Origin of the sequence: Streptomyces sp. NPDC060232, from assembly GCF_042726555.1 — a bacterium.
Lineage (GTDB): Bacteria > Actinomycetota > Actinomycetes > Streptomycetales > Streptomycetaceae > Streptomyces.
Genome location: NZ_JBHXAG010000008.1, coordinates 246296 through 273024 on the forward strand (window position 1 = coordinate 246296; position 26729 = coordinate 273024).

Here is a 26729-nt window from a genome sequence, read left to right on the forward strand (position 1 = left end):
GTCGATTACCTCCGAGGTCATGCCAACGCTTTTTGAGGTGGGCGTCAGGAAACATGGGGGTTCCCGTGGTTCGGCCGGGGGCGGGGGGCTAGGCTGCTCGCAGCCCGATCCACTCGAACGCCTTGTCGACATACGGAGAATCAACCGGTGCGAGCCGCCGCCAGACCCGACCTCGCCGCGATCTGGCGGCGCGTCGGGGCACTCGCGGAGCGGTGCGGCCGGGACCCGGCCGAGGTGCTGGCGGTGGGGCGGCTGAGCCACCTGTCCGGCGTCGAACCCCGGCGGATCCCGCCGGTGGTGGCGGGCACGGCCGCCGAAGTGCCGCTGGAACGACGCGTGCACCAGCGGTTCCGGCTGCTGCGCGCGACCCGCCGCGACAAGCACGGCCGGGAATGGCCGCTCGCCGCCATCGCCCACGACTTCGGCGCCCCCGGCGCCTCCCTCGGCCCCCTCAACGCGGGCACCGGGCTGCTGCGGCTGGGCCACGCGGCCGGCGTGCAGCGGTTCTTCGGCGTCTACGCCGGCTTCCTGCTGGCCGACTGCAAGAGCGCGGTGGAACGCGCCCTCGCCCTGTCCGCCACCACCGTCTCCGACGGCCGGGAGGACCTGGAACACCTCTCGTACCTGACCGGCATCACGCCCCAGGCCGTCCGGCAGACCCTCGACGGCAGGCCGCCCCGACTCCCCCTGAAGGAGCAGGTGCACCAGCGGTTCGAGCACCTGCGCCGTACCCGTCCGCGGGAGGACGGCCAGGCCCATTCGCTCACGGCCATCGCCAAGTCCTTCGACGCGTCGGGGCAGTCGCTGACCCGTCTGGCCCAGGGCGAGGGCATGCCGAACCTCGCCGCGGCCGCCGGAATCCAGCGCTTCTACGGCGTCGACTGCGGATTCCTGCTCGCCGACGACACCGAGGCGCTCGCGACGGCGCTCGCGCTGATCGAGGGCGAACTGGAGTGCGTGGTACGGGAGCAGGAGAATCCGATGCTGGCCGTGCTGCGCGCGCATGACGTACGGAGCATCGTCACGCGGGCCGGCCGACTGTCGCCCCAGGGGTGGAAGTCGCTGGCCGACCACTTGGACGACCTTCTCGCGCGCGAGGGGCGGCTCGGGCTTCCGGGCACGGAGGGCGGGGCGCCGGCCGAGGGCGCCGCCGCCGAGGGAGAAACACCATGAGGAGCACACGGGCCGTGCGCGAGCTGGGCCCCGAACCGCTGGAGGGCGCACGCCTGACGGCGTCGGCCGATGTCGGGGAGACCATCGGCTCGCGGTGCGCCGCCTGCGGCCCACCGCGCGGCACCGGACGGAAGGCGGCCTTCCACTTGGCCTCGTTCCCGCCCGGCACCGCGAGCGGGTCCGGCGGAGGTCCGGGCCGGGACCTCCGGCCCGCACCCCGGCGGCATCCCGCGTTCCCACCTGCCGCCGCCCCGGGGGGGGCGAGCGCATCAGGTCCGCACTCGGCTGGGGAAGCCCCGCGCCACGCCGTGACCAGCACCAGCCAGTCGCCGCACCCTCACGCCGATGCCCTCAGCACGGCCCTGACAGAGAGCACGCCACGATGAACCAGTCCTCCCCGCCCCGCCACGCCGTCGTCATAGGCGGCAGTCTGGCCGGCCTCCTCGCGGCCGCTGTCCTCGCCGAGCACGCCACGGTCACCGTCATCGACGCCGACCCGCTGCCGGAGGGTCCGGCACCGCGCCGCGGACTCCCGCAGGCCCGGCACACCCATCTGCTGTGGTCGGGCGGCGCCCGGGCCATCGAGCGGATCCTGCCCGGCATCACCGGCGACTGGACCAAGGCCGGCGCCATCCGCCGCAGCCTGCCCACCGACCTGGTCACCAAGACCGCCCAGGGCTGGATCCCGCGCTGCGGCGAGAAGCAGTTCAACATCTCCTGCAGCCGCGACCTCCTCGACTCGGTGGTCCGCGCCCGGGTCACCGCCCTCGCCGGGGTCACCACCCTCCAGCAGAGCCGCGTACGGGGCCTGGAGGGCACGGCGGCCCGGGTCACCGGTGTCCGGGTCGACACCCCCGAGGAGCAGGACCGGCTGGTGACGGCCGATCTCGTGGTCGACGCCAGCGGCCGCGGATCGCGCGCCCGGACGTGGCTCCAGGCACTCGGCGTGAGCGGCATCCGGCAGGCCGAGGTCGACTCCGGTCTCGTCTACGCGACCAGGATCTTCGAGGCCCCGGCCGGCGCGCACGAGATGGGCTTCCCGATCGTCAACGTACAGTCCGACCCGCGGGTGCCCGTGCCCGGCCAGACCGCCACGATCGTGCCCATCGAGAACGGCCGGTGGCAGGCCACCCTGTCCGGCACCCGCGGCGGCCAGCCGACCGGTGACCCCGACGCGTTCATCCCGTTCGCCAGGTCCGTGCGCGACCCGATCGTCGGCGAGCTCCTGGAGCACCGCAAGCCCCTGACGGACGTCGCCGTCACCCAGGGCACCGCCAACCGCCGCATCTACTTCGAGAGGGCCGAGCTGCCGGACGGCTTCTTCGCCGTCGGCGACTCCGTCGCCACCTTCAACCCGCTCTACGGGCAGGGCATGACCGTCGCCGCCCAGGGCCTGCTGGCCGTACGCGGCCTGCTGCGGGCGAAGGGCCTGGCCCATCCGGGGATCGGCCGCGAGGCGCAGCGCGTCATCGCGCCCCAGGTCGCCACCGCGTGGGAGCTCGCCACGTCGCAGGACATCCTGTATCCGGGCGCCACCGGGATGAAGCCGCGCGCCGGCACCGGCCTGCTCAACGGCTACGTCAACCGGCTGATGACGGGTGCCACCACCGACGAGGCGCTCACCGCCGCCCTGTTCAACGTCCTCACCATGAGCATCGAGCCCACCCACTGGCTCCGCCCGTCGGTGGTCTGGCACGTGGCGCGCGCCTCCGACCGGGGTGCGCTGAAGGCGCCGCCGCTCACCTCGGCGGAGCGGGCCGTCGCCGGGCTGGACCCGGCGCCCGGCACGAGGACCGGCGCCGGGGCCGGGGAAACGGGTGCCGGGGGCACGGGCGCCGAGGCCGCCCCCACCGGTCCGGCAGGCGACCCGGTCGGCCCTGCCGACCCCGTCGGACAGGCCCGGTGAGGCGCAGAAGCGCCCGACCCGGGCCTGAGCCGGGCGTCGCCTGAGTACCGGGAAGCGCGGAACGCCCCGGACCGGGGTCCGGGGCGGTGCGCCGTACGCGCCGATCGGCGCGCGCGTCGGATCGGCGGGCGGATCAGAGGTCCGCGAGGTCCAGCCCGGCCTGCGCGGCGGCGGCCCGCACGGTCTGCTCCAGCAGGACGGCGATGGTCATCGGGCCGACACCGCCCGGGACCGGCGTGATCAGCGAGGCCCGGGCCGCCGCCGACTCGAAGTGGACGTCGCCGACGTTGCCCTCGTTGTAGCCGGCGTCCAGGACCACCGCGCCCGGCTTGATGTCCTCGCCCCGGATGAACTCGGCCTTGCCGACGGCGGCGACCAGCACGTCCGCCTGGCGCACGATCGAGGAGAGGTCGCGGGTGCGGGAGTGGCAGTAGGTGACGGTGGCGTTCTGCTCCAGCAGCAGCATGCCGGCCGGCTTGCCCAGGATCGCGCTCCGGCCGACGACCACGGCGTGCTTGCCGGTCAGGTCCACGCCGTACTCGGCGAGCAGGCGCATGATGCCGCCCGGGGTGCAGGAGACGAAGCCGGGCAGGCCGAAGCCCATGGCCGCGAAGGAGTGCATGGTGACCCCGTCGACGTCCTTGCCGGGTGCGATGGCCTCGAAGGCGGCTCGCTCGTCGATGTGGTGCGGGACGGGGTGCTGGAGCAGGATGCCGCTGATCTCCGGGTCCTCGGAGAGCGCCGTGATCGCCGCGACCAGCTCCTCCGTCGTGGTCGAGGCCGGCAGCTCCACGTGGCGGGAGGTGATCCCGGCCTTGGCGCAGCGGTTCTGCTTCATGCGGACGTAGGTGACGGAGGCGGGGTCCTCGCCGACGAGCACGGTCGCGAGGCAGGGCGCGGTGCCCGTGCGCTCGGTGATCTTCGCCGCGAGGGCGGCGGTCTGCTCCGAGATGCGGCGGGCGAGGGCGGTGCCGTCCATCAGCTGGGCGCTGCCGGTGGCGGGGACAGTCTGGGCAGTCGTCACGGGGTCTCCTGAACGTCGCTGCGGATCGCGGTTCGCCCAGGCGCGCGGCAGTCGGCGTACGGGAGGTCCTGAGGTACGCCGGGCCGCTCCCCGGTGGTGATCCACCCGAACGCCAGTCACGGCCCGCCGACCACTGTAGTCGACCAATCCGGTGGTCGCCCGGCGCCCGACCTGCGACGATCGATGTATGACGCGTACTTTCGACCATCTTGTCGCCGAGGCCGAGTCCGTCTCCGTGGACGGCTGGGACTTCTCCTGGCTCGACGGCCGCGCCACCGAGCAGCGTCCCTCCTGGGGCTACCAGCGCCTGATGGCCGAGCGCCTGGCCCAGGTCCGGTCCGCCCTGGACATCCAGACCGGCGGTGGCGAGGTCCTGGCGGGATCCGGCCCCCTGCCGCGCCTGACGGTGGCCACGGAGTCCTGGCCGCCCAACGTCGAGCGGGCGACAAGACTGCTGCACCCGCTGGGCGCGGTGGTGGTCGCCGACTCCGACGAGCCGCCCCTGCCCTTCGGCGACGAGGCCTTCGAGCTGGTGACCAGCCGGCATCCGGTGACCATCTGGTGGGACGAGATCGCCCGGGTGCTGACGCCTGGCGGCAGGTACCTCTCGCAGCAGGTCGGCCCGGCGAGCGTCTTCGAACTCGTCGAATACTTTCTCGGACCCCAGCCGGAGGAGGTCAGGCGTGCACGGCACCCCGACGACGCGGTGGCGGACGCCACGAAGGCGGGTCTCGAAGTGCTGGACCTGCGCTCCGAACGGCTGCGTGCCGAGTTCCACGACATCGGAGCCGTGATCTACTTCCTGCGGAAGGTGATCTGGATGGTGCCCGGCTTCACGGTCGGGCAGTACCGGGACCGCTTGCGCGAGCTGCACGACCGGATCGAGCGCGACGGCCCGTTCGTCGCACATACCGCCCGCTTCCTGATCGAAGCCCGCAAACCGGACTGATGCGGAAGGCGGACGGTTCCACGCCGCATCCGGTTGCCCGGCCGCGGCGTGGCGCAGGTCACTCAATTCAGCGCGTAACGAATCGACTCGGGCATGCGATGAACCGACAGGTGTCCTCGCGCGGCCCGGAATACAGACCCCCCTCGGGTCTGTTTCCCGAGTTCGCGCGATGATGTCCCGCCCACCTCCTTATCTGTTCGCAACGAGAGGCTCCTTGTGTCGCTCAGCCCGTCCCGTACGTTCCCTCCGGAGATCGCCGAATCCGAGGCCCTGGTAGCGCTCGTCGAGCGCGGCCGCGAGCAGGGTCACATCAACGGTGACGACGTGCGCCAGGCCTTCGAGGCCGGCCGCATCCCGGTGGACCAGTGGAAGCGGGTCCTGCGCAGCCTGAACCAGGTCCTCGACGAGGAGGGTGTCGCCCTTCACGTCAGCGCGGCCCCCGCCACCAAGGCTGCCGCGAAGAAGCCCCGCAAGGCTGCCGCCGCCCCCGCCCGTACCGTGGCCAAGAAGGCCGCCGCCGCGCCCCGCCCCATCGGTGCGCGCAAGACCGCGGCCTCCGCCGCGGCCACCACGGTCGCGTCCACCGCTTCGGCGATATCCGCTCCGTCGGCCGCCGCTGCCGCGGAGGCGGCGCCGGCCGAGGCCGCCGCCGAGCCGAAGAAGCGCACGGTCAAGAAGACCGCCGCCAAGAAGACCGCCGTGAAGAAGACCGCCGCGGCGAAGAAGACCAGCGCCAAGGACGCCGACGAGGGTGAGACCCCGGTCGTCGAGGGCGAGGACTGGGCGGCCGAGGACCTCGCCGACGAGGCCGAGGAGGAGGCCCCCAAGGCCGGCGCCCAGGGCTTCGTACTGTCCGACGACGACGAGGACGACGCCCCGGCCCAGACGGTCATGGTGGCCGGTGCCACCGCCGACCCGGTCAAGGACTACCTCAAGCTCATCGGCAAGGTGCCGCTCCTCAACGCCGAGCAGGAGGTCGAGCTCGCCAAGCGCATCGAGGCCGGTCTCTTCTCCGAGTACAAGCTCGAAGAGGAGGAGGACCACAAGCCCGCCTTCAAGCGCGAGCTGGAGATCCTCGTCGAGGACGGCCGCCGGGCGAAGAACCACCTGCTGGAGGCCAACCTCCGTCTCGTGGTCTCCCTCGCCAAGCGCTACACCGGCCGCGGCATGCTCTTCCTGGACCTGATCCAGGAGGGCAACGTCGGCCTGATCCGCGCCGTGGAGAAGTTCGACTACACCAAGGGCTTCAAGTTCTCCACGTACGCGACCTGGTGGATCCGGCAGGCGATCACGCGTGCCATGGCCGACCAGTCGCGCACGATCCGCATCCCCGTGCACATGGTCGAGATCATCAACAAGCTCGCCCGCGTGCAGCGCCAGATGCTCCAGGACCTGGGCCGCGAGCCCACCCCGGAGGAGCTGGGCAAGGAACTCGACATGACCCCCGAGAAGGTCATCGAGGTCCAGAAGTACGGCCGTGAGCCGATCTCCCTGCACACCCCGCTGGGTGAGGAGGGCGACAGCGAGTTCGGTGACCTCATCGAGGACTCCGAGGCGGTCGTGCCGGCGGACGCGGTGTCCTTCACGTTCCTCCAGGAGCAGCTCCAGTCGATCCTGGGCACGCTCTCGGAGCGCGAGGCGGGCGTGGTCTCCATGCGCTACGGCCTCAACGACGGCCAGCCGAAGACCCTCGACGAGATCGGCCGCGTGTACGGGGTGACCCGTGAGCGCATCCGCCAGATCGAGTCGAAGACCATGTCGAAGCTGCGCCACCCGTCGCGTTCGCAGGTCCTGCGCGACTACCTCGACTGAGCCGGCCCCTTCCGGAACGCCCCCGACCTGCGATTGCGCGGGCCGGGGGCGTTCTGCGTCCCGCGGTGGGATCGTGGGCGTACCGCCGACGGCGCACCGCCCGCCGAGCAGCGGGTGGGACGCCTTCTGGGCGGGTGGCGGCAGCCCGCGCGGTCACACCGTCCGGCATCCGGTTCTTCCGGGCTGCCGCCCTGTTCAGGTTTCGAGGAGGTGTTTGAGCTTCTCCTCGTTCAGCGGGATCTCCTTGCGCGCGTGCGGCTTCACGACGAGCGGTACGAGGACCTTGCCGATGCCGTGGCCCTCGAAGTCGAGGCTCAGGGTGAGCCGGGAGCGCGTGCCGTCGCCCAGGGGCTCGACGGCGGCGCGGACGTCGCCGCGGACGGGGCCGTCGATGCCGTGGAGGTGCCAGGTCCTGGGCGGGTCGTACTCGGTGACTTCCATGGTCGTCGGGAACTCGCGGCGGCCGATCCGCCGCCGTACGGCGATGAGCGAGCCGACGGCCGGGTGGTCGGCGCCCCGGACGGACACGGCGCTCTTCTGCCACTCCGGCAGGTGGGAGGCGTCCGACAGGTAGGCGAAGACCTCTTCGGGGCTCCGGTCGATCTCGATGCTTTCCCTGATCGCGGACATGGCGACCCCTTCATGCCCCCGGATGCCCCCAAAGACGCTGTCCTTCCACGCTACCGCGCAGGTCAGGTGGCCGTCCGCTGCCTGCGCGCGGCCATCACGGCGTAGACGGCGACGCCCGCGAAGAGGAAGAGCACGCCCTGGTAGACGGCGGCGTATCCGGAGCCGGCCACCAGCCACATGGAGAAGCCGAAGGCGAGGACGGCGAGGGCGCCGTCGCGGACCAGGCGCCCCCGGTGGACGCGCTCGCCCCGGCCGGAGAGCAGGAAGTAGATCTGAGCGGCGGTGGAGAGCAGGTAGGGCACGGTCGCGGTGAAGGTGGTGACGAGGACCAGGATCTCGAAGACGCCGTCGGAGCCGGCCGTGTAGTTGTAGACGGTCAGGGCGGAGGCCAGGGAGGTCGTGACGACGACGCCGACCACCGGGACGCCGCGCCGCTTCTTCTCGAAGGCGCTGGGGAAGAGCCCGTCCTTGGCCGCTGCGTACGGGGTCTGGGCGCTGAGCAGGGTCCAGCCGTTGAGGGCGCCCGCCATCGAGATGACGGCGGCGCAGGCGACGAGGGTGCCGCCCCAGGTGCCGCCGAACATGGCGTTGACGGCGTCGGTGAAGGGGGCTTCGGAGGCGACCAGTTTCTCGTGGGCGACGAGTCCGAAGACGGAGAGGGTGCCGAGCAGGTAGACGACGGCCGCGCCGGCGGTGCCGAGGATCGTGGCCCGGCCGACGTTGCGGGCGGGGTCGCGGACCTCCCCGGCGCTGACGGCGGCCGACTCCACGCCGAGGTAGCTGAAGAGGAGGATCGCCGCGGAGGCGGAGAGCGCGCCGGCCGGGCTCTGGCCGGTGGCCTGGAACGGGCCGAGGTTGGCGGGGTCGAAGAAGAACAGGCCGCCCACGGCGACCAGCATCAGCGGGGCGAACTTCAGTACGGTGGCGACGAGTTGGACGGCGCCGACGTAGCGGGTGCCGGCCAGGTTGGCGAGCGCGGGCAGCCACTGCATGGCCAGGGCCGCCAGGCACATCGACCACTTGTGTGCGCCGATGGCCGGGAAGAGGACGCTGAGGTAGCCGACCGACGCGACGGCGAGGGCCGCGTTCGACACCCAGCTGGTGATCCAGTAGCTCCAGGCGGCGAGGAAGCCGGCGAAGTCGCCGAAGGCGGCGCGGGCGTAGACGTACGGGCCGCCGGTCTGCGGGTGCCGGTGCGCGAGGCGGCCGAAGACGAGCGCGAGGGCGATGGCCCCGAGCGTGAGCACCGCGAAGGCGACGAGGCTGATGGTGCCGAAGGGGGCGACCGAGGCCGGGAGGAGGAAGATCCCGCCGCCGATGATGTTGCCCATGACCAGGCAGGTCGCGATGGGGAGGCCGAAGCGTCGGGCATGGGGGTCGCGGCCCGGCTCGGGGGGTGCGGTGGCCTCGGCGGGCAGGGCTGCGGTGCTGGTCATCGGTGGTGCGCCTCGGGTCGTCTCACATGGTGGGCCGGTCGACACATGGTCGGCCACTGTGCGGGTCGTACCAAATCAGCGGGTTTCGTCCCGCGCGGGCGACCCCTCGGAAGGAAGGATTCCGCCGATCTGGCCGTCCGGCGGGGAAATCTGCGGCACCGCTCGCGGCGGCCGCTCGCCGGCCTGCGCCGCGGCCTCCGCCGCCTCCGCGGCCTGCGCCCCCTCCGCCGCCTCCCACCCGGATGCCTCCCCCGCCGATGCCTCCGCCGCCGACCTGCCCGCCGCCGCAGATCTGCCCGCAGGCGGAGCCACCGGCACCTGAGGGCCGTCCGCCTCCCTGAGCCAGCGCCGCAGTACGCCGTGCACCGCCTCCGCGCCGATCAGCTCCGCCCCCGGGTCCGACAGCTCCGCGGGCCACATCAGGAAGGGGCGCCCCTGCTCCCCGCCCAGGCCGCCGTGCGAACCGATCTGCTCCTCGAAGGCGTGCACCACGCCCGTGTCCGGGTCGTACGCCGAGTTCACCATGATGTCGGCCACGTGCGGGAAGGTGTCGGTCCGGCGTACGGCCTCCGCCGCGCCGGGCCCGAAGGCGGCGAGGAGCTCCTCCGCCTCGCCGGGTACGTCCAGCCGGGCCTGCGCCCCGTCCGGGCCCAGCACCACGCCGTCCACCAGCAGGAAGCCCACTCCCGGGTGGTTCGCCAGGGTCGCCAGCAGCGCGGGGTGGGTGCGGTCGATACGGGCCCGGGAGGCCCGGCCGGGGACGTCGGGGAAGGAGATCAGGGCGAGGTTGCCCGAAGCCAGCACCACCGGGTCGGAGCCCGGCCCCGGATGGGCCTCCTCGTCCTCCTCCACCGGCCGGTGGAGCGCCGCGAGGACCGCGGCGCGGGCCTCGGCCCCGCTGCGGGTACGGCCGGCCTTGCGGGAGACGGGCAGTCCGCAGCCCGCCCGGACCAGGTCCTTCAGGGTCAGCCCGTACCGCGCCAGGAAGGTCTCCCCCGGGCTCTGGCCGTGGTCGGACAGCAGCACGATGCGGTACGGGCGCGGCGCGTGCTCGGCGACCCGGGCGATCAGCGCGAGGCTGCGGTCGAGGCGTTCCAGCACCTGGTCGGTGTCCCGGCCGCGCGGGCCCGAGTGGTGGGCGACCTCGTCGTAGCCGACGAGGTCGGCGTAGACCACGGCACGCCCGGCGAGCATGTCCCCGATCACCGCCGCCACGACCACGTCCCGTTCGACCACGGTCGCGAAGGCCCGGATCAGCGGGTAGAGCCCGCCGCGTGACACCCGGGGCCGGTCGCCGCGGATCCGCGCCCGCAGGGACTGGACGATCTCCCGGACCGCGTCGGAGACGAAGGACAGGGCGGTGCGGACGGCGTTGGCCGGATCGGAGAAGTACGCGAAGTAGCCGGCGCGGGACCGGTTGGCCCGGCCCCGCCGCGCCGAGACCGAGAGCACGAGCGCCAGCTGGTCCGCGCCGCCGCTGAAGAGGTTGCCGCGGCTGGCGCCGTCGAGGGCGAGCAGTCCGCTGTATCCGGTGCGCTCGACGGCCCGCCGCTGGAGTTCCGCGGCGCTGGTGGGCCGGTTGCAGACCACCACCTCACCGGTCTCCTTCTCGTACCAGCGGAAGGCGGGCACGTCGAAGGTGGAGCCGTGCAGGATGCCGAGCTGGCTGGCGCCGGTCTGGCTGGACCAGTCCGTGCACCAGGGCGTGACGCTGTGGCCGTGCTCCAGCCAGCCGGCCGCGGTGGGCATCAGCGCGCCGTTGCAGGCCTCGCGCAGCACCTCGTAGCCGACCCCGTCGAGTTGGATGACCACCAGCCCGGGCGCAGGCGCCCCGGTCGGTGGCGCGGCCCCGCGGCCCTGCCGCCGCCGGCGGCGGTCGGCGAGCCGGTAGAGCCGGCGCCGGTAGGCCTCGTCGTCGCGCACGGCGAGCGCGGTGGAGGTCGCCGAGGCCACCGCCGACATCACCGCGGCCACGACGACCGCGGTCTCGGGTGCCGCCTCACCCCGCCCGTCGGGAATCAGCCTGAGCGCGATCAGCAGGAGCGAGCCGTTCAGGAAGAAGACGAGCAGCCCGAGCACGAGGGCCGGCACGAGCAGCAGGGCCCTGACGACCACGGGCCAGACCAGGGCGCTCAGCAGGCCGAAGGCGCCGGCGCCCCACGCGGCGGTGAGGCCGATCTGGGTGATGCTGTCGCCGTCGTCGGACTGGAGCCGGAAGTCCGGCAGGATCCCGGCCAGGGCCAGCATCGTGAGGGTCGACACCGCCCAGACGAGGAGCACCCGCACCAGGGCGTTGCCCGTGGTCCGCCACCTTCGTCGCCGCACCGTGCCACCCCCTGGGTCGTGTCCGCCTCCAGGCTCGCACAGCGGCGGCGGCCCGGCCGGGCGACGGGAGAGGGCGGATACGGCGAGGGACGCGGCCCGATGGGGGCGGCGGGGTCAGGTGCCGTCGTAGCCGGCGGTCGGCATGGACAGCCGCCGGTGCACCTCGGCCTTCATCTCGGAGGTGTACCGGGGCTCTTCGACCTCGGCGGTCTCCAGGCGTACGCCGCGCCGCTCGCACTCGGCGGTGAACTCCTCGACGCAGCTCACGGCGCGGGCCAGCACCCGCTGGTTGGCGGCGACGAAGAGTTCGACCCGCCCGGCGTCGATGTCGGACCAGAACCCGCAGTGGTCCGCGCGCAGCCCGTAGACGAGCAGCTGCTTGGCCACGACGTAGCCCCGGTCGGCCGCCCAGCGTGCGCACACGGCGTACTGGCCGCGGGTGTCCACGGCGAAGGGGTCGGCGTCCAGGTCTTCGAGCGGGGCCAGGCTGGCGATAGCGGCCACGCGCAACTCTTCCATGCCGCCGGACCCTACTCCGATCCGCCGCCCGAGAGGAGGGGCCGCCGGGATCCGATCCGGAAGCGGTGGCGGGAGCCTGCGGCCCGGCATGATGGGTAGGACAGTGCGAGCTGCTGGGACGGCGAGGGAGGGAGGGCCTGGTGCCGGTGGAGATCACCTGGTGGGGCCATGCCGCGTGCACCGTCGAGGATTCCGGGGTGCGGCTGCTGACGGACCCGCTCTTCACGCGGCGGCTCGCGCACCTGCGGCGGCGCCGCGGGGCGCTCCCGCCGCCCGAGGCGGCGGTGGCGGACGTGGTGCTGGTGTCGCACCTGCACGCGGACCACATGCACCTGCCGTCGCTGGGGCGGCTCGCGCCCGGGACCCGGCTCCTGGTGCCGCGCGGGGCGCGGCGGGCGGTCCCGGGACTGGCCCGGCTCGCCGGGCAGCGCGGGCTGGCGGTGACGGAGACGGCGCCGGGTGAGGAGACCGGCGTCGGCAAGGGCGTACGGGTGCGCGCGGTCAGCGCCCGGCACGACGGGCGGCGGCTGCCGTTCGGTCCGCACCTCGCGCCGGCGCTCGGATACGTGGTCCAGGGCGCGGCGCGGACCTACTTCGCCGGGGACACCGGGCTGTTCGACACGATGGCCGAGGAGGTGGGGCCGGTGGACGTGGCCCTGCTGCCGGTGGGCGGCTGGGGCCCGTACCTGGGGCCCGGGCACCTGGACGCCGGGCGGGCGGCGCGGGCGCTGGCGCGGCTGGCGCCGGCGGCGGCGGTGCCGGTCCACTACGGGACGTACTGGCCGGTGGGGATGGACGCGGTGCGGCCGCACGAGTTCCACGCGCCGGGCGGGGAGTTCGAGCGGCTCGCACGGCAGCTGGCGCCGAAGGTGACCGTACGGGTACCGGCGCACGGCGAGCGGGTGCGGCTGCCGTGACCCTTCGCGACCTCACGGCGGCTGCGGCCGCGGCCTCTGCCTCGGCGGCGGCGGGGACCGGCCAGGTACCTCCGGAGACCGCCCAGCAGGCGGTGGGCTACCCGGCGTTGTTCGTGCTGGTGGCGCTGGGCGCGCTGGTGCCGGTGATTCCCACCGGGGCGCTGGTGAGTTCGGCGGCGGTGGTGGCGTTCCACCACCAGTCGCCGCCGTACGGGGTGCTGCTGGTGTTCGCGGTGTCGGCGACGGCGGCCTTCACCGGGGACCTGACGCTGTACTGGCTCGGGCAGCGCGGGGTGCGGTCACGGGGCGGGTCGCGGTGGCTGGAGGCGTTGCGCGACCGGGCCGCGCCCGAGCGGCTGGAGCAGGCGCAGAGCAAGCTGGACGAGCACGGGGGCATGGTGCTGGTGCTCTCCCGGCTGGTCCCGGCGGGCCGGATCCCGGTGATGCTGGCCTGCCTGCTGGCGGAGCTGCCACTGCGCCGGTTCGCCCGCGGGGACGGTCCTGCGTGCCTGGCCTGGGCGGCCACGTACGGCCTGATCGGCATCCTGGGCGGTTCGCTGTTCTCGGAGCCGTGGAAGGGCGTGGCCCTGGCGGTCGGCCTGACGCTGCTGATCAGCGCGAGCCCTGCAGCCTGGCGCCGCCTGCGCCCGGACCCACAACCCTAGTAGCGGGAGCCGGGGGCCGGATCCCGGTCGGGGTCGGGGTCCGGATCGGAGTCCGGGTCCGGGTCCGGGGCAGGGCCCGGGGCGGGGTCGGGGGCCGCGGCCGGTGGCGGGTCGGGCAGGGTGCGGGAGGCTCCGACCGGGAGGTCCCAGAGGTCTTCCCGGGGAAGGCCCGCACGCGACCAGGCGGCCCGAGTGCGGTGCAGGGGCTCCATGACCGGTTCGGCGGAGAGCACGAAGGCGGCCCAGTGCATGGGAGCCATCCGCCGGGCACCGAGGTCGAGACAGGCCTGGACGGCTTCCTCCGGGTCGGCGTGCACGTCGCCGAGCCACCAGCGCGGTGCGTAGGCGCCGACGGGCAGGAGCGCGAGGTCGATGCCGGGGTGGCGGCGGCCGATCTCGCGGAACCACCGGCCGTAGCCGGTGTCCCCGGCGAAGTAGACCTTCCTCGGCACCGGGCTCAGCGTGTCGGTGAGGATCCAGCCGCCCCACAGGGACCGGCAGGTGTCGGTCAGGGACCGCTTCGACCAGTGGTGGGCGGGGACGAACTCGAAGCGTACGCCGCCCAGCTCGGCCTGCTCCCACCAGTCGAGGTCGGTGACCCGGGTGAAACCGCGGCGGCGGAACCAGCCCGCGAGGCCCGCGGGGACGAAGAGGGCGGTGTCCCGGGGCAGCCGCCTGAGGGTGGGGGCGTCGAGGTGGTCGTAGTGGTTGTGGCTGATCACCACCGCGTCCACCGGCGGCAGGTCCTCCCAGCGCACCCCGACGGGCGTCATCCGGGCCGGGGTGCCGAGGATCCGGCGGGACCAGACGGGGTCGGTCAGCACGGTCAGTCCGCCGGTCCGTACGACCCAGCTGGCGTGCCCGGCCCAGGTGACGGACACCGCGCCGGGGACCGTCGGGGGCAGCGGGCCCGGCTCGTACGGCAGGTCCGGGATGCCGCGCAGCCCTTCGGGGCCGGGCCGGAAGGCGCCCTCGCGGGCGAGTCGGGCGAAGGCGCGGACGCCGGGGAGCGGGGCGGTCAGCCGGTCGGCGAACGAGCGGGGCCAGCGGCGGTGTACGCCGATCGGGCGCGGTGCGGACGGGCGCGGGGCCCGCGGGGTGGCGGCCGGGCGTACGGGCCCCGCGGAGGGGGCGGCCGGGGCGGGTGCGGGGGCGGCGTCCGTCCGGTCGCTCATCGACAGTCTCCGTTCACCTTGGTCGCGGGGTCGGGGCGGGCCGCACCGGGGTCAGGCCAGCCCGGCCAGGACCGCTCCGAGGAGGTCCAGGGAGCGGCGCACGTGCGGCAGTTCGAGCGGATCGCGGGCGGTGAGGGCGGCCAGCCGCTCCTCCGGCGTGGCGCCCAGCAGCGGCCCCGTGGACAACCTCACCCGCAGTGCGCCCAGTTCGTCCGCGAACCGCTGCCCGCCGGGGGTCGGCGTGCCGAGCCGGCCGCCGAGCCAGTCCTCCAGCTCCAGGGCGTCGCCGACCCCGTGCCGGGCGAGCCCCGCGCGCAGCGGGGTGAGGTCGGCGTAGAGGTGCCGCCCGGCCTGCGGGGGCCGGGCCATGGCTCCTACGGCAAGGATCTCGCGGTGCGCGGCGGCGGCCACCCGGCCGTGCAGGCGGGCGGCCGCGCAGGCGCGGGCGGCGACGGCGTCGGGTTCGTCGAGGGCGTGCGCCGCCGCGCCGGCGACGGGCCCCGCGACCATCGCGCCGGTGGCGGTGAGGACGTCGAGGGTGTGGGCGCACAGCCGGGACCCCTGCGGGGTGGCGGGGAAGCGGACCACTGCGGCGGGCCAGTCGGCAGGCAGCAGCGCCCCGGCGAGGTCGACGAGGACGGCCGTCTGTTCGGGCAGCATCTCGGCGGGGCTGAGGACGAGGTCGTCGTGGGGCCGGTGGACGGTGTCGCGCCAGCTCTCGTCGCTGACGACGAACAGCCCGGCGGTCTCGGCCGCCTCGCACGCCTCACGCACCAGCTCGGGCGGCGGCACGGTCGCGGTCGGGTCGTCGGCGACCGACAGCAGCAGCACCCGCGGGTCGCCGCCCTCGGCGCGCACCCGCCGTACGGTCTCCAGCAGGGCGTAGGGGTCCGGTACGCCGCCGCACTCCGCGGGGGTCGGTACGTGGTAGGCCCGCCGGCCGAGCAGCCGGATCTGCGGGGTCCACCAGGCGGGGCAGGGCCGGGGCAGCATCACGTCGCCCCCGACCGCCCCGAGGAGGGCCAGGAGCAGCGCCGGGGCGCCGGGGCCCGCCGCCACGTTCTCCGGGGCGGTCGCCAGTCCGCGCCGGCCCCAGTGCCGGCAGGCGGCCTCGCGCAGCGATGCCCCGCCGCCCGGGGGCTGCGGCGAGGAACGCCCGGCGGCCGCGCCGAGGACGGAGACCAGTTCGGCGAGGACGGGCAGGCCGGGCTCCGGCGTGGGCGGGCCGTAGCGGACCGGGCCGCGGCCCTCCGCCGCCGTGCGCTGCATCCCCTCCACCGTTGTCCGCCTTCCGCGTTCGTCGCGCCCGCACTCCGCCGACCCTGACCTTTATACGATTGTTTGGACGCGTATGCCCGTTGTCGGGCGCCGTCTGCCGGCCGCCCGGCGGGGCTAGGGTCTGTATCGAGTTGCCCCGTGGAGCAAGGAGCGGCGTTCGTGCCGGGCGTCGCGACGCCGCGGGGCAACTCGATACAGACCCTTAGCCCTTGCGCCCCACCATCGCGAGCAGTCTGGTCTGCGCGTCCGCGCCCGGCGGGATGTCGACCGGCTCGGCGAACATGCCGCTGGCCGCGAGTCCGTCGGCGTAGGGCATGAGCTCCTTGAGGGAGAACTCCACGAGGGTGGCGGGCAGCCGGTCGTCGGCCCCGATGCCGCGGCAGAGGTCCCAGGTGTGCACGACGCAGTCGGCGGTCAGCTGCGAGCAGTACGCCGACCCGAGCGCGGGCCCGTACGAGAGCCGCACGGTCCGCTCCAGCGCGCCGGACGCGGCGAAGGCGGCGTGCGCGGCGCCCGAGGCGCGGTCCCACGCGGCGACCGGGTCGTCGCCCAGCACGTCCCCGGAGAAGGCGTCGCCGAGCTCCTCGACGGTGCGGCCCTCGGTGATCAGCGGCGGGATCCAGAGCTGTTCCCCGGTGACGTGGTTGACCAGGTCCCGCACGGTCCACTCCGTGCACGGGGTGGGCGCGTCCCACTGGTCGCGTCTGACGGCGCGCACCCGCTCTCCGAAGAGGCGCAGCGCTTCGGCGTGCCGTTCGAGCAGCGTGTCGGACATGGCTCCCACCGCTCTCCACCGGGAGGGACATCCCCTGGACCAACTTTCCTCGCCCCCGCCCGACCTTGCCACCGACCGGCCCGGTCCCCTTGGAGAACAAGCCATGTGTCCACATGTCAAAACGCATATCTCACATGACGAACTGATCGCTTACGGTGGTGCCAATGCTTCGACGAGGAGGGGCACAGGCCATGGACGCCACGAACGCCGCCGCGAACGCCGCCACCGACGCCGCCAGCAAGACCGCCGTCTACACGCACGGCCACCACGAGTCGGTCCTGCGCTCGCACCGCTGGCGCACGGCCGAGAACTCCGCGGCGTACCTGATCGGCGAGCTGCGCCCCGGGATGGCGGTCCTGGACGTCGGCTGCGGCCCGGGCACGATCACGGCGGACCTGGCGGAGCTGGTCGCACCGGGCGGCCGGGTCACGGCCGTCGACGCGGCCGAGGACGTCCTGGCGCAGGCCCTGACATACGTGGAGGAGCGCGGCCTGGGCGGCGCCGTGTCCTTCGCCGTCGCGGACGTGCACGCCCTGGACTTCCCCGACGACTCCTTCGACGTGGTCCACGCCCATCAGGTACTGCAGCACGTGGGGGACCCGGTACGGGCGCTGCGCGAGATGCGCCGGGTGTGCCGGCCGGGCGGGGTCGTCGCCGCGCGCGACGCCGACTACGCGGCGATGACCTGGTACCCGGCGACGCCGGGGCTGGACGGCTGGCTGGACCTGTACCGGCGGGTGGCCCGCGCCAACGGCGGGGAGCCCGACGGGGGCCGCCACCTGCGGGCCTGGGCCCGGCAGGCCGGTTTCACGGACGTGGCCTGCTCGGCCACCGCCTGGTGCTTCGCCACCCCGGAGGAGACGGCGTGGTGGTCCGCCCTGTGGGCCGACCGCACCAAGGCCTCCGCGTACGCGGACACCGCCGTCCGCGGCGGCCACGCGACGCCGGCCGACCTGGACGCCGCCGCGCACGCCTGGCACGCCTGGGGCACCTCCCCGGACGCCTGGTTCTCCGTCCTGAACGCCGAGATCCTCTGCCGGGCCTGACCGGGGCGGCCCCGCGCCGCCGCCCGGGGCGGGGATCAGGCCGGCGGCCGCATGCGGAAGTCGTAGCGGGACGGCAGGGGGCAGTCGGTGAGGGCGGACCAGAGTTCGGACAGGGTTTCCTCACCCTCCCTCAGGTCGGGGAGTTCGAAGCCGTCCTCGAAGACCCGGCGGGCCGCCCGGACATGGCCCTCCGCCGCGAGCAGCCGGGCCGCCAGCAGCCGGAAGCGGCCCTGTTCGCGCAGGGCCGGCCGGAGCCGCTCCCAGACGGACCGGGCCTGCGCCAGACGTCCCGCCGCCAGGAGCGTGGCCATCGCCTCCCGGCCGAGCGCCGACTCCGCCGCCGTCCACGGCTCGCCCCCGCGGCTCTCCGCGGCCAGGTCCTCGAAGGCCGCCGCGAACCCGTCGGCGGCCCGCGCCGCATCGCCCGCCAGCGCGTCCGCCACCGCCAGGCACCGCAGCAGGGGCCACTGCGAGGGGGCGAGCGCCAGCCCGCGCTCCCAGCTGCGCACCGCCTGGGCTGTGTCCCCCGCGTGCCACTGGGCCACGCCCAGGTGGTACTCCGTCAGCGGGTCCGCCGGGGCCGTCTCCAGCATGTCCCGCCAGTGCGCGGCGACCAGGCTCGGGCCTGGCGGGACCACCCGGCGCGGAGCGGGCAGGACACCTGTGCGCCACAGCTCCAGCCACGGCTCCTGCTCCTCACCCAGCGTGGACTCCTCGAAGGGCGTACCCGGCAGCCGGTGGCCCGCGCACACCACCTCCAGCGCGCCCCAGCCCGAGCCGGCCGCCAGCCGCTCCCCCGGTTCGGTGTCGGCGCGGCCGCGCCACGCCTCGTAGGCCGCGTCCACGCGCTCGCGCGGCAGTACGGCGTCCAGCGCGTCCTCGGCGGCGCCGCGGGCCGCCGCCCAGTCCGCGCCGTGCACCGCCGACGGGTCCGCCGACAGCGGCCCGTACGCCTCCAGCCAGCTGAACTCCGCCCCGCCCTCCAGCCGTACGTGCTCCAGCTGGGTGCGGGCCAGTCCGGCCTGGATCTCCGCGTAGCCGCCCGTGCCCGGCTCGGTCAGCCACTCCTGCCAGCGCCGCCCGCCGGCGCCCGCGCCCCACACGAACAGCTTGCGGCCGCGCAGCCGCCCGGTGGAGGTCTGCACGAGCCCGTGCCCGGCGGCGTCGAGGGAGGCGATCCAGGGCCGGGACCCGCCCGGGACCTCGTAGAAGTAGTCCGCCGGGTATTCACTGCGCAGCGGGTACGTGCGGTCCGCGGACTCCCACTCCGGCACGGGGATCCGGCGCAGCGAGCGCTCGTACCCGAAGTGCCAGGCCTCGTCGGCGGGGGCCAGGACGCGGCTGCCCGGGTCCTCGGGGACGGCGGTGTTGGACCACCAGTACACGGGGGCGGGCCGCTCGTGCGGGTTGCGGACGCGGACGCCGACGTACAGGAACGGCGAGTCGTGCGGCAGCCACAGGTCCACCTGGAACGGCAGGTCGCGCAGCCGCTCCCACTCCCACAGCCGGACCATCACGCCGCCGTCCGGGGCTGGGACCAGCGCGGCGTGCAGAGGGGCGCAGGACAGGGTGGTGTGGCCCGTCGCGCCGAGGTTCCACTCGATGCCGCCGGAGAACCAGGCACCGTTCAGCGCGAAGTTCGCGGGCTGGAACACCGGGTTGCGGTAGAGCAGTTCGCGGCCGGTCGGCAGGTGGACCAGCGAGTGGACGCGCCCGCCCAGGCCCGGGAGCACGGTGGCCCGCAGGTGCTCGTTCTCGATGACGACGGCCTCGAACTCCCGCTCCGCGCGCTCGCGCCGGTACCCGTCGCGGATCCGTACGGGCAGCAGGGACCGCAGCGGCGCGTAGCCGATCTGCCGGGCCATGTCGCGCGGCAGGCCGTCGCGGGAGCGCTCGTCCAGGACGTGCACGCCGTCGGGCGCACGCAGGGCGGGCAGCGGGTTGTCGGAGCCCAACGGGGCTGCGGGGAGGGTCAGTACGGCGCGTCGGACGGTGGTGGCCATGGGGAGATGGAACACGCCGCGGCGGCCGGTGCACAGGGGTTCCGCGGATCACCACCGGTCAGGATGACGCGAAGGCCCCCGCCACCAGATCCGCGAGCAGCGCGCCCGCACGGCCGTCGGGGTCGAGGTCCGGGTCGTAGATGGTGACGTTCAGCCCGACGCACCGAGGCGACCGGACCAGGACGGCCAGCAGTTCGGCGACCTCCTCCGGCCTCAGGCCCCCGGGGTCGGGGCTGTCCACGGCGGGCATCACCTCCGGGTCGAGCACGTCGGCGTCCAGGTGGACCCAGAACCCGTCGGTGACGGGCGGGTGCAGCCCGTCCAGGGCCGACCGCGCGACGGCCGCGGCGCCCCGCCGTCGGATCTCGCCGACGGTGGCGGCGAAGATACCGGCCTCCGCCAGCTCCAGGAGGTCCGCGTCCCCGTCGCGCAGCCCGAAGAGCCGCACGTCCTCGTCCCGCAGGTACGGCGCGAGGCCCTCCAGGTCGCTGAGGGAGGGCTGCCCGCGGCCGGTCGCCAGAGCCAGCTCCTCGCCGCCCGCGGCCCCGACGGGCCCGTTGACTGCGGTGTTTCCGGGGTGGCGGAAGTCGGCGGAACCGTCGACGGCGGCGAGGCCGTAGCGGCCGGTCCGGCGCATGGCGAGCGAGGCTCCGAGCTGGATGGAGCAGTCCCCGCCGAGCACGACGGGGAACTCCCCGGCCCTCAGGTGGCCTTCGATGCGGTCGGCGAGGGTGACGGTGTACGCGGCGAGAGCTTCTGCGTTGAACACGCCGTCGCCCTCCTTCCAGTCCCCGCGGTCGTAGCGGGGCGGCACCACGACACCTCCCTCGCGTGCCCCGAGCCTGCCCAGCAGGCCCTGTTCGCGCAGGGCGCCCGCGAGTTTGTAGACACCGGGGACGGTCCCGGGGGCGGGCGGCCGCAGACCCAGGTTGGACGGGGCATCGAGCAGTACGAGGGTGCGCATCCCCTCATCCTGCGCGATGCGTCGCCGGGGCGGCAATCGCCGGTCGTCCGGCCGCCGGCGCCGTCATCGCGTGCGCCACATCCCGGCGGTGACGGCCCAGCGCTCGTGGTCGCGCCAGGCGCCGTCGACGTGGAGGAAGTCCGGGGAGAGGCCCTCCAGCCGGAAGCCTGCGCCCCGGACCAGCGCGATCGAGGCGGCGTTGGCGGGCTGGACGTTGGCCTCCAGGCGGTGCAGGCCCAGGCCCTCCCCGGCGGGTGCGAAGGCGTGGTCGAGGAGCAGTCCGAGGGCCTCGCGCAGGAGCCCGCGGCCTGCGGCGTGCGCGAAGGCCCCGTAGCCGAGGGCCCCGCACTGGAAGGCGCCCCGCACGATGTTGTTGACGTTGACGAACCCGGCCAGGGCGCCGGTACCGAGCTCGCACACGAGGAACCCGGCGCGGGCGTCGCCCTCGGTCAGCCGGGTCGCGTAGGGCTCGTACTCCTCCACGGTGGCGGGCGGGAACAGCCAGGGGCGGTGGAGATCCCGGCTCTCGCGTACGCGCGCGGTGAACTCGGGCCCGTCGGCGAGCCGGTAGGGCCGCAGGCCGACGCGGTCGCCCTCCCGGACGTGGATCGAGAAGGTCATCGGGCAAGGCTAGTCCCGCGCCAGGCGACGTTTGCCCGTCAGGAGCGGCGTCCGGTGCGTGCTCTCGGCGTGCCGGCCGGAAGCGCTCGTACGGGACGTACGTGGCTTTCGTCCGGTGCCGCGAGAGTGCGTGCCGGACGCCGCGACGCCTCGGGGCAACTCGATACAGGCCCTAGCTGTGGCACGATCAGGTCGTGATCACGGACGGGACGAGTACGCCGCTGCGCCGCCTGGCAGCGCTGAACAACGCCGGGTGGTGCGACGCCGTCTGCCGCGCGCACGGCCTGTCGCCGCGGTACGAGGGCGAGGACCTCTGGCTGAGCACGGTGCGGACCCCGCCGCTGTATCCCGACGCCGTGACCCTGGACGCCTCCGTCCCGGCGGAGAGCGTGCTCCGGTCGGTCGACACCGGCTCCCCCGGCTGCTCGGTGAAGGACGGCTTCGCCGTCCTGGACCTGTCCCAGGACGGCTTCGAGGTGCTGTTCGAGGCACAGTGGATCCACCGCCCGGCCGGGGCACCGGTCACGGCGGCGGCCCGGTCCGCACCGCAGTGGTCGCAGGTGCGTGACGCGGCGGAGCTGGCGGCCTGGGAGGCCGCCTGGGGCGGCGAGGGGGCCACCGGGCTGTTCCGGCCCTCCCTCCTCGGCGGCGACACCGCCTTCCTCGCCGGCCGGGCCGGCGGCCGCATCGTCGCCGGGGCCGTCGCGCACACCTGCGCCGGCGCGGTGGGCGTCTCGAACCTGTTCGCCCGTGACGGGGCCGGCGCCGACGAGGCCTGGTCGGGCGCCCTCACCGCGGTGGCCGCCCGCCGCCCCGACCTGCCCGTGGTCGGCTACGAGCACGGCGAGGACCTGGACGCCGCCCTGCGCAACGGCTTCACCGCCGTCGGCCCGCTGCGCGTCTGGCTGCACACGGCGTGACGGCCCCCTTTCACCGCCGCTGAGCGCTGAGCGCTGAGCGCAGATCACTGATTGTCCGTCAAGCTCCGTTGTCAGTGGCTCCCCCTACTGTGAGGACATCACTCGGGGAGCTTCGGAAAAGGAGCGCAGTCATGTCCGCAAACAGGATCCAGCACAAGGTGAACCACGTCGCGCTGGTAGTGGACTGTTCGGGTTCCATGCGTCAGCACCAGAGCCAACTCATCCGCGTCGTGGACGAGTTCGTGGCGGGATTGAAAACCGAGTCGGACAGCCTCGGCCATGAGACGCGCATCAGCCTCTATTCCTTCGACCACACAGTGGAGAACCTGGTCTGGGACATGGACGTGAAGCACCTGCCGTCCATGCGGGGCCTCTACAAGGTGAAGAACGGCGCCACCGCCCTCATCGAAGCGTCCCTGAAATCCCTCGACGACCTGGGCCACATCTGGGAGGAATACGGCGAGCACAGCTTCCTCCAGATCGTGGTGACGGACGGCGAGGAGAACGCCTCCGGCGGCGACCGGCGGCACGACGGCGACATGAGCATCCTCGGCCCCTGGCTCGACCGGATCACGGCCAGGATGGGCACGCTCCCGGACCACTGGACCTCGGCGATCCTCGTCCCGAACTCCCTGGCCAAGCGGACCGCCCAGAACTACGGCTTCCCGGCGGGGAACATCGCCATCTGGGACGCGGATTCCCAGGAGGGCGTCAAGGAGGCGATCGGCACCGTGCGCGCCGCCGCCACCAGCTTCCTGCGCGGCCGCGAGAAAGGCGTGCGCGGCACGAAGAACCTGTTCGCGGTCGGCCAGGACATTTCCGTCGACGACGTACGGGCGAACCTCGAACCGATCGCGGCCGACAAGTACCGGCTGCTGGAGGTCGACGCGGAAACGAGCATCCGCTCCTTCGTCGACGCGCAGTCCGGCGTGACCTATGAGCGCGGCTCCTGCTACTACCAACTGGGAAGCCGAGTCCAGGTCCAGCCCGACAAGGAGGTCATCGTGGTCGAGAAGGAAACCGACCGCGCGTACACCGGCGACGCCGCGCGCAGCCTTCTGTTCGGCACCGGCATCCAGGGGACCGTATCCGTGAAGGCCGGCCACAATCCCGAATTGGAGGTCTATGTGCAGAGCCGTTCGGTGAACAGGAAGCTCAAGGCGAAGACGCGCCTGCTCGTCATGCTCTGAGTTTCACGAGGACGTTTCCAGGGCGAGCCGCGGCACGTCGGTGCGTTCGATCCCGAAGACCTGCGCGTACAGCGACAGTTCCGCCTCCAGCGCCCGGACCATGGTGTCCGCGCGGCGGAAGCCGTGCCCCTCGCCCTCGAAGGCCAGATAGGCGTGCGGCACCGGCCGGCCCCGCATCGCGGCCAGCAGCCGCTCCGCCTGCGCCGGCGGGCACACCGGGTCGTCCAGCCCCTGCAGCAGGACGAACGGCGCCGAGATCCGGTCGGCCCGGGCCACCGGGGAGCGCTCGCGGCACAGGACGGCGAGGGTCTGCGGCGGTCCCGCCAGGCCGTCGACGTAGCGGGACTCCAGGTCGTGGGTCTCCTCGGCGAAGCCGAGCAGGTCCAGCACCGGGTAGATGAGCGCCGCGCAGGCGTACAGGTCCGTCGCGGCCAACGAGGCCGCCGCCGTCCAGCCGCCCGCGCTGCCGCCGCGGATGGCGAGCCGGGCCGGGTCGGCGGTGCCCTCGGCGGCCAGCGCCCGGGCCACCGCCGCGCAGTCCTCCACGTCCACCACGCCCCACTGCTCGCGCAGCCGCTCCCGGTAGGCGCGGCCGTAGCCGGTGGAGCCGCCGTAGTTCACCTCGACCACGCCGATCCCGCGCGAGGTGAAGTAGGCGATGTGCAGGTCGAGTACGGGCGGCACGTGATCGGTGGGCCCGCCGTGGGCCCACACCACGTACGGGGGCAGTTCGGCGGCGGCCGCCCGGCAGGCCGGGTGGTGCGGCGGGTACACGTGCGCGTGGATCTGCCGGTTGTCAGGGCCGGGGAAGGTACGGCTCTGCGGCTCGGGGTAGTAGGCCGGGTCCACCGGGTCCGCGCCGTGCGCACCGACCACCCTGGCGTGCCCGCTGGCGGTGTCCAGCTCGACCACCTCGTAGGCGCTGCGCGGGCTGGCGGCGACCCCGTAGACCCGGCTGCCGTGCACGGCGAGCGTCGGCTGCCAGGCCGTCCACGGCCCGGCCGCGTCCACCAGGTCGCCACTCTCCGGGTCCAGGATGCCGAGCACCGAGGAGCCCTGTCCGTGCAGCACGGCGACGAGCCCGTCGGGGAGCGGGGCGAGCCAGCGCAGGCCGGGCTTCCACAGGGCTCCCCCGAACTCCTCCTCCCGCGGACACAGGTTGACGGCCGACCCCGTGTCCGGGTCCACCCGGTACGGGTTCCACCAGCCGCCGCGGTCGCTGACCGCGAGGAGGGTTCCGCCGGCCGTCCAGTCCACCTGGGCGACGGACTCCTCGGGGCCGCCGAGGACGGTCCGCGCCCCGGCCAGCCGCCCGTCGGTGGTGACCTCGGCCAGCTGCAGCTCGGTGCCGTCCCAGGGCATCAGCGGGTGGTCCCACACCAGCCAGGCCGCCCGCCGCCCGTCCGGCGAGAGCCGGGGGCCGGTGGTGAACCGGTGCCGGCCGTCGGTGAGCTCCCGTACCGCCGTCCGGTCCCCGGCCGCCGACCCGTCCAGCGGTACGGCGGCCAGGACCCGGCGCACATCGGTCGGCGCGGGCCCGGTGAACTCCTCCAGCACGCACCACACTTCGCCGCCGCGCACCACCGGGTCGGCCCAGCGCAGCCCGCCGCCCGTCGCGGACACCGGGGTGAGGGGCCGCGGCTCGGGGGCTCCGGGCGCGTCCGGCTCGTACGCGTACAGTCTCTGATCGGCGCAGTGGACGAAGACCAGCAGGGGGCCGCCGCTCGCCCGCTCGGCCCCCGCCCAGGGCAGGCCGCCGTACTCGGTGACCCGGCTGCGCACGTTCCACGGTGCGGGCAGCTCGCTCACCTCGCTCCCGGCGCCTGCGGGCCGGCGGCGTACGAGGGCGCGGCGGCCCGCCTCCCGCGGCCGGGGCTCGGTCCACCACACTTCGGGGCCGACCGTGCCGAGGTACTCGGGCCGCCCGTCGAGCGAGGCCGCGAGACCCGCGTCGATGGGCGAGGGCCAGCTCCCGTACGGACTGGTCGGCGCGGCGGACATCACCGGTCCCCGCTCACAGGGTGCGCAGCGCGCGGTCGAGGACGCGGACGCCGAAGTGGAGGGCATCGACGGGGACCCGCTCGTCCACGCCGTGGAAGAGGGACCAGTAGTCGTAGCCGGGCGGCAGCTTCAGCGGGGAGTAGCCGTAGCCGGTGATGCCGAGCCGGGAGAACTGCTTGGCGTCGGTGCCGCCCGCCATGCAGAAGGGCACCACGCGGCCGTCCGGGTCGAACCGCTCGACGCACTCGCGCAGCACGGCGTACGTCCGCCCGTCCACGGGTGCTTCGAGCGCGACCTCCCGGTGGTGGAACTCCCACGTGACGTCGGGGCCGGTGAGCGCGTCGAGGGTGGCGATGAACTCGGCCTCGCCGCCGGGCAGCATGCGTCCGTCGACGAAGGCGGTGGCCTGGCCGGGGATCACGTTCAGCTTGTAACCGGCGCTGAGCATGGTCGGGTTGGCGCTGTTGCGGAGGGTCGCCTCGACGAGGGCGGCGGCCGGGCCGAGCTTGCCGAGGACCGATTCGAGGTCGAAGCCGGGACGCCGCGGGTCGACCGACAGGCCCTGGAGGGCGGCGAGTTCGGTGATACAGGCGGTGACGGTGTCGGTGAGCCGGACCGGCCAGTCGTACGCGCCGATCCGGGCGACCGCGGCGGCGAGTCGGCTGACGGCATTGGCCTTGTTGGGCTTGGAACCGTGGCCGGCGGTTCCGCGCGCCGTCAACTTCAGCCAGGCGGTGCCGCGTTCGCCGGCGGCGATCGGGTAGAGGGCGCGGCCGGGGCCGGTGTGGAGGGTGAAGGCGCCGGATTCGCTGAGGCCTTCCGTACAGCCCTCGAAGAGTTCCGGGTGGTGGTCGGCGAGGAAGCCGGAGCCGTCGACGGCGCTGTCCTCCTCGTCGGCGGTGTAGGCGATCACGATGTCCCGGCGCGGGCGGACTCCCGCGCGCGCCCAGGCCCGTACGACGGCCAGCACCATCGCGTCCATGTTCTTCATGTCGACGGCGCCGCGGCCCCAGACGACACCGTCCTGGACCTCGCCGGAGAAGGGGTGCACGCTCCAGTCGGCGGCTTCGGCGGGGACGACGTCGAGGTGGCCGTGGACGAGGAGCGCGTCGGCGGACGGGTCGGCGCCGTCGATCCGGGCGACCACGTTGGTGCGGCCCGGGGTGCGCTCCAGCAGGAGCGGCTCCAGGCCGGCGGCGGCGAGCCGTTCGGCGACGTACTCGGCGGCGGGGCGCTCGCGGCAGTCGCCGCCGCCCCGGTTGGTGGTGTCGATCCTGATGAGGTCCGAGGTGAACCCGACGGCCTCGTCGAGGGCCACCGCGTCCACGGCGGTGACGCCGTCCACGGTGTCTCCGGCGTCGACGGCGGTGGCGGGAGACCCGGTGTCGATTGCGCGCATG

Annotated in this window: 22 protein-coding genes and 1 riboswitch; of the genes, 9 read left to right on the forward strand and 13 right to left on the reverse strand. The window is 74.2% G+C overall.

What is annotated here, in order from left to right; translation table 11 throughout:
- The first annotated feature begins 147 nt into the window (after positions 1-147).
- Both ACFWFZ_RS14815 and ACFWFZ_RS14820 read left to right on the forward strand, forming a co-directional pair.
- Positions 148-1173, forward strand: a complete 1026-nt coding sequence (locus tag ACFWFZ_RS14815; RefSeq protein ID WP_387121899.1) for a hypothetical protein — start codon at positions 148-150, stop codon at positions 1171-1173.
- Between the two features lie 382 nt (positions 1174-1555).
- Positions 1556-3079, forward strand: a complete 1524-nt coding sequence (locus ACFWFZ_RS14820) for an NAD(P)/FAD-dependent oxidoreductase (protein WP_387121903.1) — start codon at positions 1556-1558, stop codon at positions 3077-3079.
- Between the two features lie 133 nt (positions 3080-3212).
- Here ACFWFZ_RS14820 and ACFWFZ_RS14825 read toward each other — a convergent pair whose 3' ends face one another.
- Positions 3213-4058, reverse strand: coding sequence for a bifunctional 5,10-methylenetetrahydrofolate dehydrogenase/5,10-methenyltetrahydrofolate cyclohydrolase (locus ACFWFZ_RS14825; RefSeq protein WP_387122019.1), 846 nt, complete (start codon positions 4056-4058; stop codon positions 3213-3215).
- Positions 4059-4130: 72 nt separating this feature from the next.
- A riboswitch (ZMP/ZTP riboswitch) is annotated at positions 4131-4233 on the reverse strand.
- A 57-nt stretch (positions 4234-4290) separates the two neighbouring features.
- On the opposite strand from ACFWFZ_RS14825, the gene ACFWFZ_RS14830 reads away from it, so the two are divergent.
- Both ACFWFZ_RS14830 and ACFWFZ_RS14835 read left to right on the forward strand, forming a co-directional pair.
- Positions 4291-5052: a methyltransferase domain-containing protein gene (locus ACFWFZ_RS14830; RefSeq protein ID WP_387121906.1), complete on the forward strand. Its 762-nt coding sequence runs from the start codon at positions 4291-4293 to the stop codon at positions 5050-5052.
- 216 nt (positions 5053-5268) lie between these two features.
- On the forward strand, positions 5269-6864 hold the full coding sequence (locus ACFWFZ_RS14835) for an RNA polymerase sigma factor (protein ID WP_387121909.1): 1596 nt from the start codon (positions 5269-5271) through the stop codon (positions 6862-6864).
- Positions 6865-7059: 195 nt separating this feature from the next.
- On the opposite strand, the gene ACFWFZ_RS14840 is transcribed toward ACFWFZ_RS14835, so the two are convergent.
- The 4 genes from ACFWFZ_RS14840 to ACFWFZ_RS14855 form a co-directional block, all read right to left on the reverse strand.
- Entirely contained in the window at positions 7060-7494 is a 435-nt protein-coding gene (locus tag ACFWFZ_RS14840) for an SRPBCC family protein (protein ID WP_387121912.1), read from the reverse strand.
- Between the two features lie 62 nt (positions 7495-7556).
- Positions 7557-8930, reverse strand: coding sequence for an amino acid permease (locus tag ACFWFZ_RS14845; protein WP_387121915.1), 1374 nt, complete (start codon positions 8928-8930; stop codon positions 7557-7559).
- A 75-nt stretch (positions 8931-9005) separates the two neighbouring features.
- Positions 9006-11255, reverse strand: coding sequence for a phage holin family protein (locus ACFWFZ_RS14850; protein WP_387121918.1), 2250 nt, complete (start codon positions 11253-11255; stop codon positions 9006-9008).
- A 114-nt stretch (positions 11256-11369) separates the two neighbouring features.
- Positions 11370-11774, reverse strand: coding sequence for a hypothetical protein (locus ACFWFZ_RS14855; protein WP_387121921.1), 405 nt, complete (start codon positions 11772-11774; stop codon positions 11370-11372).
- Between the two features lie 140 nt (positions 11775-11914).
- Between ACFWFZ_RS14855 and ACFWFZ_RS14860 the strand changes: the two genes are divergently transcribed.
- Complete coding sequence (locus ACFWFZ_RS14860; RefSeq protein WP_387121924.1) at positions 11915-12691, forward strand: MBL fold metallo-hydrolase; 777 nt, start codon at positions 11915-11917, stop codon at positions 12689-12691.
- Between the two features lie 92 nt (positions 12692-12783).
- Positions 12784-13356: a DedA family protein gene (locus tag ACFWFZ_RS14865; protein ID WP_387122024.1), complete on the forward strand. Its 573-nt coding sequence runs from the start codon at positions 12784-12786 to the stop codon at positions 13354-13356.
- Here the strand turns inward: ACFWFZ_RS14865 and ACFWFZ_RS14870 are convergent.
- The 3 genes from ACFWFZ_RS14870 to ACFWFZ_RS14880 all read right to left on the reverse strand — a co-directional run bounded on the left by ACFWFZ_RS14870 (position 13353) and on the right by ACFWFZ_RS14880 (position 16584).
- Positions 13353-14531, reverse strand: coding sequence for an MBL fold metallo-hydrolase (locus tag ACFWFZ_RS14870; RefSeq protein ID WP_387121927.1), 1179 nt, complete (start codon positions 14529-14531; stop codon positions 13353-13355). The genes ACFWFZ_RS14865 and ACFWFZ_RS14870 overlap by 4 nt on opposite strands.
- A gap of 51 nt (positions 14532-14582) precedes the next feature.
- On the reverse strand, positions 14583-15800 hold the full coding sequence (locus tag ACFWFZ_RS14875; RefSeq protein ID WP_387121931.1) for an aminotransferase class I/II-fold pyridoxal phosphate-dependent enzyme: 1218 nt from the start codon (positions 15798-15800) through the stop codon (positions 14583-14585).
- Positions 15801-16011: 211 nt separating this feature from the next.
- On the reverse strand, positions 16012-16584 hold the full coding sequence (locus ACFWFZ_RS14880; protein WP_387121934.1) for a TIGR03086 family metal-binding protein: 573 nt from the start codon (positions 16582-16584) through the stop codon (positions 16012-16014).
- A gap of 191 nt (positions 16585-16775) precedes the next feature.
- Between ACFWFZ_RS14880 and ACFWFZ_RS14885 the strand changes: the two genes are divergently transcribed.
- Positions 16776-17630 carry a methyltransferase domain-containing protein gene (locus ACFWFZ_RS14885; RefSeq protein WP_387121937.1) on the forward strand — a complete coding sequence of 285 codons (855 nt, stop codon included), beginning with the start codon at positions 16776-16778 and terminating at the stop codon, positions 17628-17630.
- A gap of 35 nt (positions 17631-17665) precedes the next feature.
- Here ACFWFZ_RS14885 and ACFWFZ_RS14890 read toward each other — a convergent pair whose 3' ends face one another.
- The 3 genes from ACFWFZ_RS14890 to ACFWFZ_RS14900 all read right to left on the reverse strand — a co-directional run bounded on the left by ACFWFZ_RS14890 (position 17666) and on the right by ACFWFZ_RS14900 (position 21218).
- A complete protein-coding gene (locus ACFWFZ_RS14890) occupies positions 17666-19633 on the reverse strand; it encodes a DUF5107 domain-containing protein (protein WP_387121940.1) in 1968 nt (655 codons plus the stop codon).
- Positions 19634-19691: 58 nt separating this feature from the next.
- The gene (locus ACFWFZ_RS14895; protein WP_387121943.1) at positions 19692-20597 is read right to left on the reverse strand and encodes an arginase family protein; all 906 of its coding nucleotides are present in this window, start codon (positions 20595-20597) and stop codon (positions 19692-19694) included.
- 63 nt (positions 20598-20660) lie between these two features.
- On the reverse strand, positions 20661-21218 hold the full coding sequence (locus ACFWFZ_RS14900) for a GNAT family N-acetyltransferase (protein ID WP_387121949.1): 558 nt from the start codon (positions 21216-21218) through the stop codon (positions 20661-20663).
- Between the two features lie 194 nt (positions 21219-21412).
- On the opposite strand from ACFWFZ_RS14900, the gene ACFWFZ_RS14905 reads away from it, so the two are divergent.
- Positions 21413-22138, forward strand: coding sequence for a hypothetical protein (locus tag ACFWFZ_RS14905; protein ID WP_387121952.1), 726 nt, complete (start codon positions 21413-21415; stop codon positions 22136-22138).
- Positions 22139-22269: 131 nt separating this feature from the next.
- The gene (locus ACFWFZ_RS14910) at positions 22270-23328 is read left to right on the forward strand and encodes a VWA domain-containing protein (RefSeq protein WP_387121955.1); all 1059 of its coding nucleotides are present in this window, start codon (positions 22270-22272) and stop codon (positions 23326-23328) included.
- Positions 23329-23331: 3 nt separating this feature from the next.
- On the opposite strand, the gene ACFWFZ_RS14915 is transcribed toward ACFWFZ_RS14910, so the two are convergent.
- Entirely contained in the window at positions 23332-25329 is a 1998-nt protein-coding gene (locus tag ACFWFZ_RS14915) for a prolyl oligopeptidase family serine peptidase (protein ID WP_387121958.1), read from the reverse strand.
- Between the two features lie 13 nt (positions 25330-25342).
- Positions 25343-26728, reverse strand: a complete 1386-nt coding sequence (locus ACFWFZ_RS14920) for a M20/M25/M40 family metallo-hydrolase (protein ID WP_387121961.1) — start codon at positions 26726-26728, stop codon at positions 25343-25345.
- Position 26729 lies beyond the last annotated feature (1 nt).

Bases quoted from the DNA above. Each gene is read 5' to 3' on its own strand.
- ACFWFZ_RS14920 (WP_387121961.1), bottom strand. From the start codon at position 26,728: ATGCGCGCAATCGACACCGGGTCTCCCGCCACCGCCGTCGACGCCGGA.
- ACFWFZ_RS14825 (WP_387122019.1), bottom strand. From the start codon at position 4,058: ATGGACGGCACCGCCCTCGCCCGCCGCATCTCGGAGCAGACCGCCGCC.
- ACFWFZ_RS14840 (WP_387121912.1), bottom strand. From the start codon at position 7,494: ATGTCCGCGATCAGGGAAAGCATCGAGATCGACCGGAGCCCCGAAGAG.
- ACFWFZ_RS14890 (WP_387121940.1), bottom strand. From the start codon at position 19,633: ATGGCCACCACCGTCCGACGCGCCGTACTGACCCTCCCCGCAGCCCCG.
- ACFWFZ_RS14820 (WP_387121903.1), top strand. From the start codon at position 1,556: ATGAACCAGTCCTCCCCGCCCCGCCACGCCGTCGTCATAGGCGGCAGT.
- ACFWFZ_RS14830 (WP_387121906.1), top strand. From the start codon at position 4,291: ATGACGCGTACTTTCGACCATCTTGTCGCCGAGGCCGAGTCCGTCTCC.
- ACFWFZ_RS14870 (WP_387121927.1), bottom strand. From the start codon at position 14,531: ATGAGCGACCGGACGGACGCCGCCCCCGCACCCGCCCCGGCCGCCCCC.
- ACFWFZ_RS14885 (WP_387121937.1), top strand. From the start codon at position 16,776: ATGGACGCCACGAACGCCGCCGCGAACGCCGCCACCGACGCCGCCAGC.
- ACFWFZ_RS14855 (WP_387121921.1), bottom strand. From the start codon at position 11,774: ATGGAAGAGTTGCGCGTGGCCGCTATCGCCAGCCTGGCCCCGCTCGAA.
- ACFWFZ_RS14895 (WP_387121943.1), bottom strand. From the start codon at position 20,597: ATGCGCACCCTCGTACTGCTCGATGCCCCGTCCAACCTGGGTCTGCGG.
- ACFWFZ_RS14845 (WP_387121915.1), bottom strand. From the start codon at position 8,930: ATGACCAGCACCGCAGCCCTGCCCGCCGAGGCCACCGCACCCCCCGAG.
- ACFWFZ_RS14910 (WP_387121955.1), top strand. From the start codon at position 22,270: ATGTCCGCAAACAGGATCCAGCACAAGGTGAACCACGTCGCGCTGGTA.
- ACFWFZ_RS14880 (WP_387121934.1), bottom strand. From the start codon at position 16,584: ATGTCCGACACGCTGCTCGAACGGCACGCCGAAGCGCTGCGCCTCTTC.
- ACFWFZ_RS14915 (WP_387121958.1), bottom strand. From the start codon at position 25,329: ATGTCCGCCGCGCCGACCAGTCCGTACGGGAGCTGGCCCTCGCCCATC.
- ACFWFZ_RS14875 (WP_387121931.1), bottom strand. From the start codon at position 15,800: ATGCAGCGCACGGCGGCGGAGGGCCGCGGCCCGGTCCGCTACGGCCCG.
- ACFWFZ_RS14900 (WP_387121949.1), bottom strand. From the start codon at position 21,218: ATGACCTTCTCGATCCACGTCCGGGAGGGCGACCGCGTCGGCCTGCGG.